General features: G+C 31.8%; 12 protein-coding genes. 4 read left to right on the forward strand and 8 right to left on the reverse strand.

Annotated elements, in window-relative coordinates; all coding sequences use genetic code 11:
• Positions 1-10: 10 nt before the first annotated feature.
• Positions 11-2272 carry a T9SS type A sorting domain-containing protein gene (locus Q0842_RS09640; protein WP_298497445.1) on the forward strand — a complete coding sequence of 754 codons (2262 nt, stop codon included), beginning with the start codon at positions 11-13 and terminating at the stop codon, positions 2270-2272.
• Between the two features lie 54 nt (positions 2273-2326).
• Here the strand turns inward: Q0842_RS09640 and Q0842_RS09645 are convergent, their stop codons facing one another.
• The 4 genes from Q0842_RS09645 to gdhA form a co-directional block, all read right to left on the reverse strand.
• Positions 2327-4741 (reverse strand): TonB-dependent siderophore receptor, encoded by a 2415-nt coding sequence (locus Q0842_RS09645; protein ID WP_298497447.1) that lies wholly within the window; start codon positions 4739-4741, stop codon positions 2327-2329.
• A 4-nt stretch (positions 4742-4745) separates the two neighbouring features.
• Complete coding sequence (gene recO, locus Q0842_RS09650) at positions 4746-5465, reverse strand: DNA repair protein RecO (protein ID WP_298497449.1); 720 nt, start codon at positions 5463-5465, stop codon at positions 4746-4748.
• The gene (locus Q0842_RS09655) at positions 5465-7813 is read right to left on the reverse strand and encodes an ABC transporter substrate-binding protein (protein ID WP_298497451.1); all 2349 of its coding nucleotides are present in this window, start codon (positions 7811-7813) and stop codon (positions 5465-5467) included. Before Q0842_RS09655 ends, recO begins: the two co-directional genes overlap by 1 nt.
• Before the next feature lie 124 nt (positions 7814-7937).
• Positions 7938-9281: an NADP-specific glutamate dehydrogenase gene (gdhA, locus tag Q0842_RS09660; protein WP_298497453.1), complete on the reverse strand. Its 1344-nt coding sequence runs from the start codon at positions 9279-9281 to the stop codon at positions 7938-7940.
• A 201-nt stretch (positions 9282-9482) separates the two neighbouring features.
• Here gdhA and Q0842_RS09665 point away from each other — a divergent pair, with 201 nt between their 5' ends.
• Positions 9483-10286, forward strand: coding sequence for a glutamate dehydrogenase (locus Q0842_RS09665; RefSeq protein WP_298497455.1), 804 nt, complete (start codon positions 9483-9485; stop codon positions 10284-10286).
• A gap of 9 nt (positions 10287-10295) precedes the next feature.
• Here Q0842_RS09665 and Q0842_RS09670 read toward each other — a convergent pair whose 3' ends face one another.
• Positions 10296-11435 carry a cystathionine gamma-synthase gene (locus Q0842_RS09670; RefSeq protein WP_298497457.1) on the reverse strand — a complete coding sequence of 380 codons (1140 nt, stop codon included), beginning with the start codon at positions 11433-11435 and terminating at the stop codon, positions 10296-10298.
• 88 nt (positions 11436-11523) lie between these two features.
• Here Q0842_RS09670 and Q0842_RS09675 point away from each other — a divergent pair, with 88 nt between their 5' ends.
• Positions 11524-12243 carry a DUF3298 and DUF4163 domain-containing protein gene (locus Q0842_RS09675; protein WP_298497459.1) on the forward strand — a complete coding sequence of 240 codons (720 nt, stop codon included), beginning with the start codon at positions 11524-11526 and terminating at the stop codon, positions 12241-12243.
• Positions 12244-12265: 22 nt separating this feature from the next.
• Positions 12266-12616, forward strand: coding sequence for an ArsC/Spx/MgsR family protein (locus tag Q0842_RS09680; protein ID WP_298497461.1), 351 nt, complete (start codon positions 12266-12268; stop codon positions 12614-12616).
• Between the two features lie 237 nt (positions 12617-12853).
• Here Q0842_RS09680 and Q0842_RS09685 read toward each other — a convergent pair whose 3' ends face one another.
• The 3 genes from Q0842_RS09685 to Q0842_RS09695 form a co-directional block, all read right to left on the reverse strand.
• Positions 12854-13738, reverse strand: a complete 885-nt coding sequence (locus Q0842_RS09685) for a carbohydrate kinase (protein WP_298497463.1) — start codon at positions 13736-13738, stop codon at positions 12854-12856.
• A 139-nt stretch (positions 13739-13877) separates the two neighbouring features.
• A complete protein-coding gene (locus Q0842_RS09690; RefSeq protein WP_298497465.1) occupies positions 13878-15626 on the reverse strand; it encodes a RagB/SusD family nutrient uptake outer membrane protein in 1749 nt (582 codons plus the stop codon).
• Positions 15627-15637: 11 nt separating this feature from the next.
• Positions 15638-18802: a TonB-dependent receptor gene (locus Q0842_RS09695; RefSeq protein WP_298497467.1), complete on the reverse strand. Its 3165-nt coding sequence runs from the start codon at positions 18800-18802 to the stop codon at positions 15638-15640.
• Positions 18803-18808 lie beyond the last annotated feature (6 nt).

Raw genomic sequence — 18808 nt, forward strand, 5'->3', positions numbered from 1 at the left:
CTTAACAATTATGAAAAAGATTACCCTAACAAAATTCTTTTCTTTAATTATCACACTACTTACCGTAATCTCGTTTGGGTATGGGCAAAGCATATTCACAAACCCAATAACCGGTTCGAATGTAGGATATATAAGCCCTTATACTGCAGATCAGGTTGTAGATGCTAATATTACTGTAACTGGTATTTCTAGAGGCCCTGACATTGCTGGAAATAATGCTACCAATAGATATAATACTCGTGGATGGAATTCAGGATCTTTTAACAACAACGATTATTTTGAATTTACACTTATTCCTAATGCTGGTTACGAAATTAATTTTGTGAATTTTGAATATACCGGCCAAGCTTCAGGCACAGGACCTTCAAATTTTTTATTTAGAAGCAGTATAGATGGTTATACATCTAATATTGGGGTTCCAACAGAAAGTGGAACAACTATCGATTTATCTGATGCAGCTTATCAAAGCATTACAAGTTCAATAACATTTAGAATTTATGCTTGGGGTGCAACTTCGGGATTAGGAACATATAGTATCAATGATTTTACATTTAATGGTATTGTAAATGCACTTGGTTCTTGTACATCTGTTTCAACTTGGGATGGAACATCTTGGGATACTGTGCCAACTTTAACAGCCGTAGCTGTTATAGATGGAAATTTTAATGCGAATTTAGCAAATAGTTTTTCTGCTTGTAGTTTACAAATAAATGCTGGAAACACATTAACTGTTAGTAATGGTGGGTTTATTGATATTGAATATGATATAACTAATAATGGAACTATACTAGTTGAAACTGAAGGAAACTTTGTTCAAAATGATGATGCAGGAACATTTACTAATAATGGTATTTCTAGGGTAACCAAACAAACCGCATCAAAAGCAGATTGGTTTTATTACACCTATTGGAGTTCGCCAGTTGCAGATGAAACAATAGGTAGTGTTTTTCCAGATGTTGATGGCGATAGACGTTTTTCATTTAATGCTGCAAATTTTGTGGATACTAATGGTGATGATATTGATGATAATGGTGACGATTGGCAAGCAGCTGGTGCTGGAGACACTATGATTCCCGGAGTTGGTTATGCCGCAACAGAAGCGCGATTATTTTTAGGAGGTTCCGGTACTGCAACTTTCGAAGGAACATTTAATACTGGAGATATAAATACTACTATTGCAATTAATCCTGCAAATACAGGAATAAACTGGAATTTTATTGGCAACCCATACCCTTCTGCTATAGATTTTGATGCTTTTTATACAGCAAACTCATCAGTAGTTGATGGTACAGCATATTTTTGGTCGCAAGCTACACCTCATGCCGAATCAAACCCTGGTAGCGAACAAAGTAATTTTAGTAAAAATGATTATGCCATGTATGCTTCTGGAAGTGGTGGTGGTACTGCTGGTGCTAGCGGTGTTACCCCTACACAATATATTCCTTCTGGTCAAGGCTTTTTTATTGCAGGTTTAACCCCAGGTACGGCTACATTTACTAATGCTATGCGAATGGCAGATAATTCAAGTAATAACTTATTCTTTAAAAATTCTAAGAGTAAAAAAATAACTAATAATGCAAATAGGATTTGGATTAATTTAACATCAGACAATGGTGTGTTTAATCAAATTCTTTTAGCATATGTAGATGGAGCAACTAGCGGTATTGATGGATTAGCTTATGATGCCCCTAGACTTTTAACTGAAGACTATTATACTACTTTATATTCAACTATTGAATCTTCTAATAAAAAATATGCCATACAAGGTAAGTCTATCAATAATTTAGATGAATCTGAAATTGTTAAACTTGGATTTGCTACAAATATTAATGATGCAACGTTATACAAATTATCTATAGCGCAATTTGAAGGTGATTTTTTATCAAGTAATTCTGTTTACTTGAAAGATAACCTATTAAATATAGTACATAATCTAACAGATTCTGATTACACATTTACATCTGAAACTGGTGAGTTTAATGATCGTTTTGAAATTCGATTTAACGCCACATCTTTATCGACTGTAGATTTAGAATCAAATACTAACACATTAAAAATTGTTGAATTAAATGATGATAATGTGCAATTTACAGCATCTAAAAATATTGAAACTATTAGAATTTATGATTTATTAGGAAGACAATTATATCAGTTTGAAGGTAAAAACACTTCTGAAACTTATAGATTATCAAGTTTAAGTGGTAGTATCTATATTGCTGAAGTTACCCTTTTAAACGGTGTAACTATTACTAAAAAAGCATTCAAAAAATAATAGTATAACATTTCAAAACATAAGGCTCTAGTCAAAAACTAGGGCTTTATTTTTTTACAAACTATACTTTAATGATAATATAAGATTCCTTCCTGCTGCAGTAATACCCGAAGAATAGGTTTTGTAACGTTGGTCTGTAATATTCTCAAGACTCCCTGTTAACGACACCGATTTATTAATTTGGTATTGTGCTCTAAAATTTAGCGTATACCAAGACGGGCTGTAAGGGTTTCCATTAGCATCTAAAGCATAAATATAGTCCTTTTCAATTTCAGATGGTGCTAATTGATAAAATGATAAACCTCCATTGTAATTGGCAAAAAAGTCTAATTTTAAATTGTTTGAATTCCATGTTAAGTGGGTATTTCCAAAACTTGGTGCCACATGTCTAATAGGAACTTCTGTATTATCTTCTTCCTCTTCAGTTCCTCCAATTATAGAATACTGTGAAGTTAAATTTAATTGATTTGTAATAGGCGTTTTCAAGCCCACTTCAAAACCATAAATCCATGCTTTTGATGCATTTTGTATCGCTTGTACATTACTTAATTCGCCATCGTAAATAATTTCTGTTTCACCATTTATACTATAATCCCTTCTTACTAATGCGTTATCTAAATACGTGTAATATGTACTCATATCTAGAATTAATTTGTCATTAAAGTTTAGTTTCAACCCTAATTCTCCTCCATAAGCATATTCTGGCCTTAAAGCCTCATTAGGAACTACTACAGAGCCAGGTTCAGAATCAAATACTTTACCAATATCATCAATATTAGGAGCTCTAAACGCAGACGAAGCATTAAGTTTCCATTGTATAATTTGGTTTGGCGACCAACTAATACCAGCGGTACCAGTTAAGGCTTCCGATTCGTTTTTGGCGGCATCAAATGGTAAATTTAAATAAACGTTGTTTTCAGTAAAATCAGCATCAGAAGCTACATAATTAAATCGTAAACCAGACTGGAATACAAACTTTGCATTTGGTTTATACTTAATACTAGTATAAGCTGCCGCAGATTGCCAACTGGAACCATTTGGATACCTAGAAACCGTTTCTATTTTGGTGTTTTCTAAAATATTTTCATCTATACCAAAAGATTTTACTTTATTGTACACATATTCTACACCATAAAAAAACTGTGTTTTAGATGAAAACCTTTTTTCAAAATCTAAATTAAATGAATAAGCATCAACAGCTTCTTCGCGAATATTTCTTGTTGATGATTGAAAATCTCTATCTCTCCTACTTTCTTTAAAATTTTGATATGCAAAAGTCGTCTTTATTTTATTGTATAAATTTGATTTGCTACTTAATTTTGTAATCTGGAAATTAGACATAAACCATTGTTGTGGTCCATAATTCCATTCTGCAGAGCGTAATTGATCATTTCTGTATCTAACTAAACGATCGTAACGAGGTATATCAGATGTTGTTGTATAATATAAGCCTAAGTCAAAACTTAAGTCTTCATAAGGCTCAAAATGCGCTTTTTGCATTAAATTCAATTGATTATAACCAGAGAATTTTTGAACTAATGGGTTTTCATTTTGTATTACTATATCACCAGTAGAAGTTGTTGCAACAAACTCTGGTCTTAAATATTCTTCGGGTCCATGACTACCCATCCTTAAGTCATCAAAATCTGTATAACTAGCACTTGTTATAAAAGCCCATTTTTTATATCCTAAATTAAAATCAAAATGTCCTGTCCTTTCATTACTGGCAGAGGCATACCTAACAACTGCATTTGCATTAAACATTAATGAATCGTTATAAGATAATTTAGGTTTTTGAGTGTAAAAACTCATAACACCCCCAATGGCATCACTTCCATATATTACAGATCCAGAGCCTAAAGTAACTTCTGTATTTTGAACTGCAAAAGGATCGATTGAAATTACATTTTGCAGATTACCACCTCTAAAAATAGCATTATTCATTCTTACGCCATCTACTGTGATTAACAATCTATTTGTTGAAAAACCTCTAATCATTGGGCTACCACCACCCAACTGGCTTTTTTGAATATAAACTTGCCCTGTGCTTTCTAATAAATCTGCACTTGTTTGTGGATTTATAAATTGAATATTTTTCGCATCAACACTTACTATTTTTTGAGGAATATCTTTTTTGTTTTGCTGGAATTTTGATGCAGAAATTACAATTTGTTCTAAACCTTGCGTATTAGAAACTAAAAATATTTTATTTGATTTATCAATTTGATTTTTTGTTATAGCTAGTAAAATATGAGATAAATGCTTTAAATAAATTGTTTCATTATCTAAAAAATCATCTAACTCTGCCTCTCCTCTAAAGTTAGTAATTACACTTTTAGATTTATCTGCATTATAAATAGCAACACCAAAAATAGGCTCTTTAGTTATTTTATTAAGAACTTTTATATTTTGAGCTCGAGAATATGTAGATATTAGTATAAAGAAGAAAAAAAAATAGAGCGACTTCATAGTTTTAGCTAAAAACTTGATTAAATATCTGTAAAGATTTAGGGGTTTTAAAACTCCCCAAATGTAGTTCAAAATAAAGCAAAATCATACTTAAAAAAGATTGTCTTTGCTTTGCATTAATTTTTATACTTGGTAAAGCATCAAATGTTATGCCTAACAGCTGTTTTAGCAATGTTAAATTTTCACCTGAAATAGCGTATTTATTACTTTGTTTCATTTCAAACTTACCTTCATACAAATTAAAATAAGCTGCATCAATATTGGTAGTATCTGGATAAAACCCTAAATATTTTGTTAGTTTTAATAAAAATAATAAATGAAAGTTAGCATATTCAGATTGCGAATCTAACCATAAAAGTGTGTTTTCTAAATAACTGTAAAGGGTTTCATTTTGTTCTTCTTCTTGCAATGTGTTTGATAACACTTCAGACAAAAACATTACTATTGATCCTTTTAAAATATTGGTATGCAAACTTGAGTATAAGTAATCTAATTTTGTTTCTTTAATACTTTGAAGAGACCGCCCATTTTTATGAGTAAATACAATTTGTAATTGTGATAATAATTGAAAATATGCTACTTTAGAGTTTCCTTTTTTGCTTTTTAACACACCTCTTAATAAAAAACTAACTATACCTTTTTCTTGAGTGTAGCACTTTACAATTAAATCGTTATCTCTATATTTTAATTTGGATAAAACAATTGCGTTTGTAGTAATAAGCATTATCTAACTACCATTAATTTTAAAACTTTGGTTTCGAAGGAATCTAAATCTGAAAGCATAACTAAATAGACTCCAGATGCAACAACGTTATTTGCTAAATTTTTACCGTTCCAATAGGCAACTCCACCATCAATTTCTAAATTAAACCCTTCATACCTTTGATTTACTCTAGATTGTGCTTCTGCAACTAGATTTCCTTCAATATCGGTAATTTTTATATTTACGTTTTCAGATATCCCTTTAATTTTTACTTTTTCTTCAACAATATTAAATCCAGGTCTTACTGGGTTTGGGTAAGTGTAAGCACTTTCTAAATTCTCAAAAGTTGCAGAACCGCCAGAATTAAATGACAAAAGTCCTTTACTTGTTGCTATATATACCACCCCATTTGCATCATCTATAGAGATATCGTTTATGTTATTGGTTGGTAACGGTGAGTTGTCTTTTGTAAAATGAAAAATTGTGTTTTGTCCATCTGAAGACAGATAAAACAGGCCAGAATCTGTTGTGCTTATCCATTTATTATTTGAACCATCAACTTCAATATCTGTTACATATTGCTCGAATAATAATTCTTTTGCAATACCATCCTCTTCTATTATAATTTCATTGACAGTAACATTTTCATCAGTAAAAAAATTAGAGGTATTGTATAAAACCCTTAAGCCTCTGTAGGTACCTATCCATAATTGATTTCTGTTATCTAATGCTACAGCTGTTGCTAAATCGGTAGGCATATTATCTGCTTCGGTATAAATACTTTTAATTAATGGGCTACTTCCGTTTTCATTAAACCCAATAAGCCCGAATTTATAAGAAGCAATCCATTTAGTGTTATCATTACCAATTACCATATCACCATAACCTAAATTTCCACCTAAAAAACCATCACCCGTAACAGCAGTAAAATCATAAGACTTCCATTGTCCTGTTGATGGGTTATATGATTTTAATGCATTATCGACAAGAGTACTTAAAGTCCAAAGCACTCCATTCTCATCAAAAAGGGGGTTTAAAACCCTTACACTTATAAAAGTAGGACTGGTTGGAACAACTAAAGATTCTAAACCACTATTGCTTTGATCGAATAAATTAATTGGCTCGTTATCAGTTAACTCTAATAAGCCATTATGAAATGAGCTTAAAAATACTTGACTAGTATTAAAAGGGTTTATTGCTATACCATTAATATCTCTTACTTGAAATGCTTCATCGTTACTTACGTTTACCCAGCTATCGTTATTAAAATGACTAAACCCATGTCTTCTACCAAATGGCACATAAAATAAACTATACCCACCATAAGTAACCCAAACACCATTGTTTTCTGCCTGTATTGAAAAAGGTATGTTTAAAAGTGGTCCATCTGGATGTACTTCTTCTAAGATTGATGTATTATTGAAAGTTGTTTTTAAAATTCCAAAATCTTTGGTGCCTATAAAAATACTTTCTGTATCAATTATAGCCGATGTGAACTGTGTGTTAAAATCAGTATTTACAGGAATTTGTTCAACAATTGAAAAGTTTGTATCATATACATACACTTCACTTCTTGTAGTAACAACTAAATTTGAGTTAACCGATCTTAAATCAAGCGGTAAGCTTGGATAATAAAATAACTCATTTATTGATCCTCCAATAACTTCATATAATTTTCGATTAGTATTTACAGCGAAAAGTCTATCTTCATTAGATTCTATTGACTGCCAACTACTAGCCCATACAACCTCCCAATTTTGGTAATCTATTAAATTAGAGCTTGTAACTGGAGCTTTACGTATCCCATTATTTTCTAAACAAGATGCATAAATAAAATCTTCAAAAATTGTGGTTTGAGTAACGGGTACCTGACTACCTCCATTACCAATAAAATAAGTATCACCAAACTCAAGTCGTTCTAAATCATAAACTGAAATACCATAATTTGTTGATATATAAATAAAGTTTTGATATGGACTAAAATGATTGATTTTTTTATCTGAAGCTGATATTGTTGGCTTATCAATAATATCAACAATAGTTAGAATTTCAGTATCATTATCAAACACTATTTCAATGAGTCCATTTTCATAACCAACCACAAGTAACTCATACTCAACACTATAATGAATGGTAGATATACTTTCTCCAGATAACCCATTTACAGTAGTTATCTCTTTCATTTCATTGGTTTGAGTGTCTAAGCTAAAAATAGCATTATCTGCGGCTGCATATATAACATTGTTACCTTTAGTAACATCTTTAATTTCATTGTATGAAAAATGGCCTTTCCAAAGTGCTGAAAAATCTTGAGAAAATTGAAATAAAGGAAATAGAAAAATTATAATGACTATTACTCTTCTATACATAGTTGCTTTTTGAGAATTCAAATATATTTATAACTAACGAGTTTTGCTTGAAAATAATATATTTTAAACAAAAAAGCCTCCTAAATTATTTAGGAAGCTCTTTTTTTAACAATTAAAAATTCACTTATACTATTCCTTGTGCCAACATAGCATCGGCTACTTTTACAAATCCTGCAATATTTGCACCTCTAACATAATCAACATATCCGTCATCATCCTTACCGTATTCTAAACAAGATTTATGAATATCTGACATGATGTCTTTTAATTTATTATCAACCTCTTCTCTAGACCATTTAAATCGCAATGAATTCTGTGTCATTTCTAAACCAGAAGTAGCAACACCACCAGCATTAGAAGCTTTTCCGGGTGCAAATAATATTTTTGCTTCATGAAAGGCAGCAATGGCATCTTTTGTAGATGGCATATTAGCACCTTCGCTTACACAAATACAACCATTATCTAAAAGCTTTTTCGCGTCTTCTTCAAAAAGTTCATTTTGTGTTGCACAAGGAAGTGCTACATCACATTTAACACCCCAAGGTGTTTTTCCTTTTTCGAATTTTGCATCAGGATAAACTTCCAAATACTCACTTATTCTGCCTCTTTTTACGTTTTTAAGCTCCATTACATAAGCTAACTTTTCTTCGTCTATACCGGCTTCATCATAAATATATCCAGAAGAATCTGAAAGTGTTAAAACTTTACCTCCTAATTGTAATACTTTTTCTGCAGCATACTGTGCTACATTTCCAGAACCAGAAATAACAACATCCTTTCCTTTTATGGTATCATTTTTAGTTTCAAGCATTTTTTGAGCAAAATATACATTGCCATACCCAGTTGCCTCGGGTCTAATTAATGAACCTCCCCAAGACATTCCTTTTCCTGTTAAAACTCCTGTAAACTCATTTTGTAGTTTCTTATACATACCGAATAAAAAACCAATTTCTCTTGTTCCTACACCAATATCACCAGCAGGCACATCTGTATTAGGGCCTATATATCTAAATAATTCACTCATAAAAGCATGGCAAAAACGCATGATTTCATTATCCGATTTTCCTTTTGGATCAAAATCGCTTCCACCTTTTCCGCCACCCATTGGTAGGGTTGTTAATGAATTTTTAAACACTTGCTCAAAAGCTAAAAACTTTAAAATGCTAGCGTTTACTGTTGGATGGAAACGCAGACCTCCTTTGTATGGACCAATGGCCGAATTCATTTGAACTCTGTAACCTCTATTTACTTGTATTTCACCATCATCATCTACCCAAGAGACTCTAAAAGAAATTAATCGTTCTGGCTCAACCATCCTTAAAAGAATATTTTTACCATAATAAATATCATGTTTAACTATGTAAGGAATTACAGTTTCTGCAACTTCCTCTACAGCTTGTAAAAACTCTGGTTCATGACCATTTCTTTCTTTTACAAGGTCTAAAAATGCTTCAATTTTTTGTTTCATATATATAATTATTGCATCGTAATTTATTGAATATGTAATTTATTGGTACAAATATACGTTATCTTCAAAAATATCCGCATTTTTTATTGAATTTCGTAACAAATATTCTTTGTGGTTTTTGCACCATTTTTTAATATTTGTTTGTTTTGCTAGTTTTTATATATTTGTTATTAATAATGCCCTTTATAAAACAAACCCTTTATGCTTAACTTGAAACATTTAGCTTCAGTTTTTTGCTTATTTTTTATCATTAAAACTGCAAATGCTCAACTAGGCTTCTCTCACGAAATTGGTGTTATCGCAGGCCCTCTTCAATTTAGATCAGATTTTGGTAGCCGTGAAGATTCAAAAACAAATTTTGGTAATTCTGGTTTTGGAATAGGAGTTGTTCATTATTTAAACTTCTCTTACAGAGCCGACTGTAATTGTTATACTACAGATACTTATTTTAATGATCATTTTAAATTAAGAAATGAGATTTCATACAACAAAACCAATTTAGAGCACATAGGAAAATGGGTAGCTGCAGATAAAACTACCGAAGAAGCAAAACAACTAAGAGGACATAAAGGTGTGGCAAAAAATCTTGATATTGGTACTCAAATTGAATTTTTTCCTTTAAGTATTCGAGATTTTCAAGGTTTTGCTTATAGTTTTGCGCCATTTGTTAGTTTTGGGGTTCATTACACAGCATTTACTCCAGAGGTTAGTACAAATTATGCAAACCCAGACCCAACTGCTGTAGGTGATGTTACCGACCCAAGTAACTTTTATTCTTTTTGGGACGCCGGTTCTGTTGATGCATCACCAGGTAGCACATGGTCTATAGTTTCTAGTGTTGGTGTTAGATACAAACTAAATAAATTGTCTGACTTAATGTTAGATTTAAGATGGCAATATTATTTCAATGACCGTGTTGATGGATTAGACCATCAATTAAGTTACAATAAATATGATGACTGGTTGGTTTGGCTAAATGTTGGATACATTTTTTACCTAGATTAAATTACCAAATTACCCTATTGCCTGTTTTAAATCTGCAATCAAATCATCTATATCTTCAATACCTACACTAAGTCTTATTAGAGAATCTACAACGCCTGTTTTTTCTCTCTCGTGTTTTGGTATACTAGCATGAGTCATACTTGCAGGATGTCCTGAAAGCGATTCTACGCCACCTAAAGACTCTGCCAATGTAAATACTTTAAGTTTTTCGACAATCTTTATTGCTTCCTCATAATTATTTCCTTTAGTTGTAAAGGATATCATTCCACCAAAATCTTTCATTTGACTTTTTGCAATTTCATGATTTGGATGATTTTTAAAACCTGGCCAATACACATTTTCAATTTTTGGGTGATTAGCCAAATATTCTGCAACAGCTTTACCGTTTTCACAATGGCGTTGCATTCTAACATGCAAAGTTTTTATTCCTCTCAATACTAAAAAACTGTCTTGAGGTCCACAAATTGCTCCGCTTGCATTTTGTATAAAGTATAGTTTTTCTGCTAAATCTTTGTCTTTAACAACTAATGCCCCCATAACAACATCACTATGACCACCTAAATATTTTGTAGCAGAATGCATAACAATATCGGCTCCCAAATCAAGTGGTTGTTGTAAATATGGTGTGGCAAAAGTATTATCAACAGCTAATAATATATTATTGCTTTTTGCAATTTTAGAAACCGCTTTTATATCAATAATATTCATCATTGGGTTAGTTGGTGTTTCTACCCAAATAAGTTTTGTGTTCTGGTTTACATAAGCTTCAATATTTGATGCATTTTGCATTCCAATAAAATGAAATTTAATTCCGAAATCCTGAAAAATCTTAGTAAATAATCGAAAAGAACCACCATACAAATCATTTGTAGAAACAACTTCATCACCGGGCTTTAACATTTTAATAATTGCATCTATGGCTGCTAAACCAGAACCAAATGCTAGTCCATATTTTCCGTTTTCAATACTAGCAAATGCATTTTCTAGGGCATTTCGGGTTGGGTTGTGGGTTCTAGAATACTCATAACCCTTATGACCTCCGGGTGTGGTTTGAGCATATGTTGATGTTTGATAAATAGGCGGCATTACTGCTCCATAAGCTTTATCATGCTCTTGCCCACCGTGAATTGCTTTAGTATTAAATTTCATAATATATATTCTTTTACACAAATGTAAGTTTTAATTCGGTGTAACCAAATGCAATAATTATCTTTAGTCTTAGATTTAATTTTTACTCATGAAGTTTAAACATGTACTACTAATATTTTCTTGTGCGCTAACCTTTTTTAATTGCAAAGAAGAACAAAAACTTATTTTTTCGGATATTAATATTACTACCAAAAGTAATTCTATTGTTGAAGTTAATATTCCTGAAATAATTGGTAATGAAACTATTTCAAATAAAATAAATTCTGAAATACAAAAAATAGTCATTACTGCTTTACACATAGGAAACCCAGATGAAATTACATCAACCTCTATAAAAGAAAGTATCGAACTTTTTAATAGTGAATACAATACCTTTAAAAACGATTTTCCAGATTCTTTTCAACCATGGGAAGCTCAAATTGATGGTGAAGTTATGTATCAAACCACTAATATTATTAGCATAGCATTGACATCTTACGCTAATACAGGAGGAGCTCATGGTATTTTAAATATTTCATTTTTGAATTTTGATATAAAAACCGGACAAAAAATTGAAAATAAAGCACTTTTTAATGATGTTGAGGCAGTAAAAAAAATTGTGAAATCATATTTGATTGATAACACAATAGAAAAAAATATATTTTTAGAGGATAACGAATTTAAATTGCCTGAAAATATTGGCTATAGTGAAAATGGAATTATTATACTTTACAATACGTATGAAGTTGCGCCTTACGTTTCAGAAATAATTGAATTTGCTGTACCATACAACTCTATTGAATCTTATTTAATTTACAATAGCTTTTAAAAAGTATAAAACTAGTTAAAACATGAAAAAAGTATATTATTTAAAAACATGCAATACATGCACCAGAATTTTAAAGGAACTGAATTTATCTCCTGAATTTGTACTTCAAGATATAAAATCTGAGCCCATTACTGTTAAGCAAATTGAAGATATGAATGCATTAGCAGGAAGTTATGAAGCGCTTTTTAGTAAACGCGCAAAATTGTACAAGGAAATGGATTTAAAAAATCAAAACTTAACAGAGCGTGATTACAAACACTATATTTTAGACCATTATACTTTTTTAAGTAGACCTGTAATAATAATTGATGACAAAATTTTTGTTGGAAATTCTAAAAAAGTGATTGAAGCTGCAAAATCTGCGTTAATCTAAAAAATTTACCAATAATTTTTATTGTTTACTAAATCCCTTTTTTTTGATATTACTGGAAGAACGCCTTTCGTATATTAAAAATTGATGGTTTTTAATTAAAACAAATGCAATAACTCTAAAATCTCAGACTATAACTTAATCTGGGATTTTTTATTTAAGTCAATATCTAAATCTAATGCGTTAATAAACATCCTTTCTTAATAATATATTTGAATAACGTTTAATAAAATTATGATATTAATAAGGATTAATAAACGCATCAATATCAGAACTGGATATTTCAGGATTAGCACCTTCACTTTGAGCCACTAAAGCACCAACTGCACAAGCAAAATCTATCGCTTCTTGTGGATTTACTTTATTTAGTAATTGGCTTATTAGAGTTCCTAAAAAAGAATCACCTGCACCAACAGTATCAATCACTTTTATTAGAAAACCACTATTGTAATATAGCTTACCATCATAAAGTAAAACGGCACCATGTGAGCCTTTAGTTACACATATATGTTTTGTGTTTGTTTTTTCTGAGATAAACATAAGATTTTGCTCTAACGATTTATATTTAGACCCCATATATTCACTTACCTCGTAGAGTTCTTCATCATTAAATTTTATAAAATTGGCTTTATCCATTAAATAAAACAAAACCTCTTTAGTGTAATAGGGAGGCCTTAAATTGAGGTCGAAAATTTTATATTTTGCAAGCTCAATTAATTCATATAATGTATTTCTAGAATTGTCATCTCTAGCCACCAAACTACCAAAAACAAAAGCATCAGAACCTTTAACAGCTTTTTTATTTACTTCTGTTAGCCTTATTTTATCCCAAGCTCTAGGATATTTAATATCGTAAGATGCAGAACCTTGGGCATTAAGCATGACTTTTACCTTACCTGTTTTGTACTCATAATGCACCTGTACACAAGAAGTATTAACACCCTGCTCTTTAAGATATTGCATAATGTCAGCACCGCTTTTACCTTTTCCAATAGCACTAACCATAGTAACATCATGATTAAATGATTGCAACCTGCTTGCTACGTTTAAAGGTGCACCACCTATTTTTTTATGAGTAGGAAACACATCCCATAATACTTCTCCAAAACAAACTATTTTAGACATATTTATTCTTTTTAAAATTAAAAAAGAGGGAGTTTTGTAAAACTCCCTCTAAAATCAAAAACTGATTAAAACAAAATTAACTAAATAAAGAATCAACCAAATTAATGACTTAAACTAACTCAAACTAATAAACAATTTATTAATATCCAGGGTTTTGTTCATATAACCCACCTGTAAAATCAATTTCTCTTTGTGGTATTGGATAATACTCATCTCTACCAGCTGTAAATTCTGCATTTGCAAGAAAATCTTTTCTTGTGCTCTCAACTGCTAAATAAGCATTAAGAACAGGCTCTGCAATTCCCCAACGAACTAAGTCAAAAAACCTAGGGCCTTCCATACCAAATTCTAAACGTCTTTCAAACATTAAAGCTTTAAGTGCTTCTGGTTGAGACATTCCCATAGGGTACATCCCCACATTATATAAATTTGATGCGCCTGCATCAATTTGTCTTTGTGTACTAGCTGCTGCACGAGTTCTTATTTGATTAATAATAGTTACTCCTGGATCAACTTGCCCCATTTGAATTAAAGCTTCTGCTTTAAATAAAAGTACATCAGCATATCTAATAAATTCTATATTTTTCGATGTACCAACAAAAGGTCCTTCTTTAACATAACATGAACAATCAGGAGCTTGTTGTTCTTTCATGTTTCCAAAATAACCATAAACACCTGGGTCTCTTGCCCAACTAAAGTTATAAATCATATCACCAGCAACATTCATGGTATTACGGTATTTAAATGGACGTCCAGGTATTCCAACAGTATGATCAATTCTTGGATCTAAAGTTATACCTGGAGCTAAGGCAGTTTCTCCATTACCATCAACTACATCAAAAATATTTGTATCATTAAAAGTATCTAATAAAGGTAATCCAGATGCATCAGTTTTAAACGCATTTACCATATTGTGGCTCGCTAAATGAAAACCACAACATCCATATAAACCTGTACCATGAGGTGAATTTAATCCTGTCACAAAACTAACTCTACCAACTGTTGTTCCATCATTTATCGAAAATTGTGCAGCCCAAATTGATTCTGAACCATTGTCAAATCCATCAAGATAATTATTTCCGTAATCTGCTTCTAAAGCACCAGTAACATCATCTGCATAATCTACAACCTCTTGTAAACGCGACATGTTAATATTAGTAACTTGATGTGTGTCATTTTGCTCGTAAGCTTGATACAAACGTAATTTAGCTAAATAAGCTGCTGCTGCATTTCTATCTGCTCTACCTACCTGATCTTGTGATTGAGGTAGGTTATTATATGCAAATAAGAAATCGTCTGCTATTGTATTCCATAATACATCATTATCTATAACATTTGAAATTTCTAAAATTTCTTCCTGTTTTAAGCCCTCTGTTATATAAGGGATTTTTTTGAATAATGTTTTTAAAACAAAATGAGAGTGCGCTCTTAAGAATCTAAGCTCAGCTTGTCTTGTTGTTTTATCTGCATAATCTGCATCAGGAATCTGATTAATTACATCCAAAGCAAAATTAGCTCTTGAAATAGCTGCGTAATAGTTAGTCCATGTTCTTGGTGCCATCCAGTCTAACGGATCATCAGCAATGGTTAAGTTATATTGCTCATATCTATCTACAACATCAACATCTCCACGTCCACCGCCGCCTTTATAGGCGTCATCAGAACGTACACTACCATAAACCCACATACTTGTTAACGGCCCAACCATGTCATCATTAGCAATTCCAGCATAAGCTGCTACCACTAAAGCTTCAGCATTTTCTGCAGTAGCTACATTTTCGTTAGATAATACGCCTTCTGGTTCGTATTCTAAAAAGTCATCGGAACAGGCAAACAAAACCAATGTTGCCATAATTCCAGTAAATATTGTTTTTATATATTTTTTCATGTTTACCATTTTTAAAAGTTAATATTAAGTCCTAATGAAAGTGTTGTAGGTACAGGAATTCTATTCACATCTGTACGCTCTGGATCAGCACCTATATAATCATTTGGAGTAAACCAGAAAAGATTTTCTCCTTGGAAATAAATTCTACAGCTAGTCATTCCTCCCAGTTTACTGGTAAGTTCTTCAGGAAGAGAATAACCAAATTGAAGGTTTCTTAATTTGAAATAAGAGTTGTTTCTAAATAAATAATCAGAAGTTCTTGTGTCGTTATTTGCAAGTGTTAATGAAGGAATACTTGAACCTGTATTACTAGGCGTCCAAGCATCTAAAACACCAAGCCCTGCATTTTCTCTACCTTGCACAAAATTATTCCAGAAAACATAAGGATCTTGTCCTATCCTTCCTGCTACTCCAGAGCCAAATAATGAAAGGTCAAAGTTTTTGTATGCCACATCAATTCTAATACCATACTCAAGGTCTGGTAAAGTTGTTCCAAGGAAATCTCTATCCTCTACACCTACACTTCCATTACCATCTAAATCTTTAAATTTAATTCCTCCTGGTCTTCCTGCTGGTACTTGTGTTGGACTATTATCTACATCTGCTTGACTTTGAAATAATCCGTCTGATTTATAACCAAAAATTGAAAATTGAGAGTGACCAATTATAGAATTATCAACGGTTCCTGGAAAAGCAGATACAACTTCTGCTGGTAATTCGGTAATCTCATCTTTAAAAGCACCAAAATTGGTTGCTACAGTAAATGATAAACCGCTATCGAATGATTTAGAATAACCTAAAGATAACTCCCAACCTTTTACTTCGGTAGTTGCTCCATTTAATGTTCTTTTTTGACCTTCGCCAATTGCCGATGCAATTGGAGGTATAGTTAAAATATCTGAAGTTTCTCTTGTATAATAGTCAAAAGATCCAACTACATTATTATTAAATAATGTAAAATCTATACCAAGGTTAATTTCTTTAGTAGTTTCCCATTTCAAACCAGAGTTGGCAGCCTGAATAGACGCAAATCCAGAAGGTAAATTACCTGTATTATTTCCATTTAAATCATAAGCAGTACCAACATTATAAAAGGTATTAAAGAAGAATGTATCTCCTGTAGCTTGTAACTGATTAGGGCCATATCTAGATTCAAATAAACCAAAACGTGCTACATCTCCAATTGTTTGATTACCTACTTCTCCATAACCAGCTCTAAATTTTAATGAATTTACAATTTCATTTTCTTTCCAAAATTCTTCATTACTAATTCTCCATCCTACAGTTGCAGCTGGGAACACACCATATCTATTATCTGCACCAAATCTTGAAGACCCATCACGACGCAATGTAAAAGATGCTAAGTATCTGTCGTCGTATCCATAATTAATTTTTCCAAATTGAGATAATAAACGACTTCCTGTTGAAGATCCTGTATTAGTTCTAGCTCCAGTTGCAGCATCGAGTTGAAAAAAAGATTCATTTTCAACTGCAAAACCATCAGCTTGAGCAGTTACACTTTGAAAATCATCAGTTATTGATTCTGTTCCTAATAAAACACCAATTTTATGCTTTTCATTGATATCCAATTGGTAACTTAATGTATTTGAAAAAACTAAGCTTGTAAACTTACTAGTACTATGAATCAGCCTATTATTACCTCTTGTAATAAAACCATTATTCACTTTAGTTTCAATATCTCTACTGTGAAAATCACTATAATCTAAACCTAAACTTGTTCTAAAAGTTAAATTTTCAATAATATCAAATTCACCCCATATATTTCCAAATAAAGTAGTTCTATCAGTATTATCCCAACGGTTTATATATTGCATTAAAATAGGATTATTTCTATCAGAATAACCTGAACCTAAAGGGCCAGCAAAATTGCCATTAGTATCATAAACTGGTAATGTTGGCGCTAAAGTAATAGCTAAACCTGGTGTAGGTGCGCTACCAACATCTGGAGATGCCAAGGTTTCATCAGATGTAAACATTTGCGTATTAACACCAATTCTTAATCTATTATTAAATAGTTTAAAGTTAGAATTTAATTTTGCCGATATTCTTTCGTAGCCTGTATATTTTAAAATACCAGTATTTTTTAAGTGTCCGATATTCAATAAATGAAAAGAGTTATCAGTACCTCCAGAAACAGATATTTCATTATTATATACATAACCTGTCTCATAGGTTTCATCTTGCCAATCAGTATCACCTACAGGAACTGTAGAATCACCGCCTACAAATGGTTGTACAGTTACACTATTTAAAATTGGATTATTAAAATCTCCATTCCAATCAAAATTATATATTTCGCCATATCCACTATTAGGATCTGAATTGTCATTTACTGAAGCTTGCCATAATGCTTCACCTCTTTGAACCGCATTAAGCATATCATATCGTTGTTTCTTCTCAGAAAGTACAGATATATTTGAATTTATACTTACTTTAAATTTTTCACCACCGGCAGCTTTTGCACTATTTTTGGTTGTAACAATTATTACCCCATTACCAGCACGTGCGCCATAAAGTGAAGATGCCGATGCATCTTTAAGCACTTGTACTGACTCAATTGTACTTGGGTTAATACTCGAAAAAACATCTTGTCTTACTGTTGGAACACCATCGATAACAAACAAAGGATCATTGTTTCCTAAAGTGGTAGCACCACGAATTAAAATATTGCTACTAGCACCTGTTGGATCTCCTGATTTTTCGATAAATACCCCAGGAACTCTACCTTGTAATCCCTGAATAGCACTACCAGAACTCATACTAACACCTTCTGTAGGCCCTAGTTCTACAACCGTAATTGCTCCTGTTACGTCTACCTTTCTTTCTCTTGCATATCCAGTAACAATAATTTCGTCAAGTGAAGCTGTATCTCCTTCCAGTACAACGTTAATTACAGAACGACCATTAATTTGAATTTCTTGAGTTTTATATCCTATATATCTAAAAACTAATGTCGCATTTGAGTCAACATCATTCAATATATAGTTTCCATCAAAATCTGTAGCAGCACCTTGAGTTGTGCCACTTACAATTACAGATACACCCGGCAAAGGCATACCATCTTCCAGCGAGGTAACAGTACCTGTAACCTGTGCTTGTACCCATAAGCTCATTAAAGCGAAAACAGGTATAAAAAATAGTTGTTTTAATTTCATAATTAA

The organism is uncultured Algibacter sp. (genome assembly GCF_947495675.1).
Taxonomy (GTDB): Bacteria; Bacteroidota; Bacteroidia; order Flavobacteriales; family Flavobacteriaceae; genus Algibacter_B.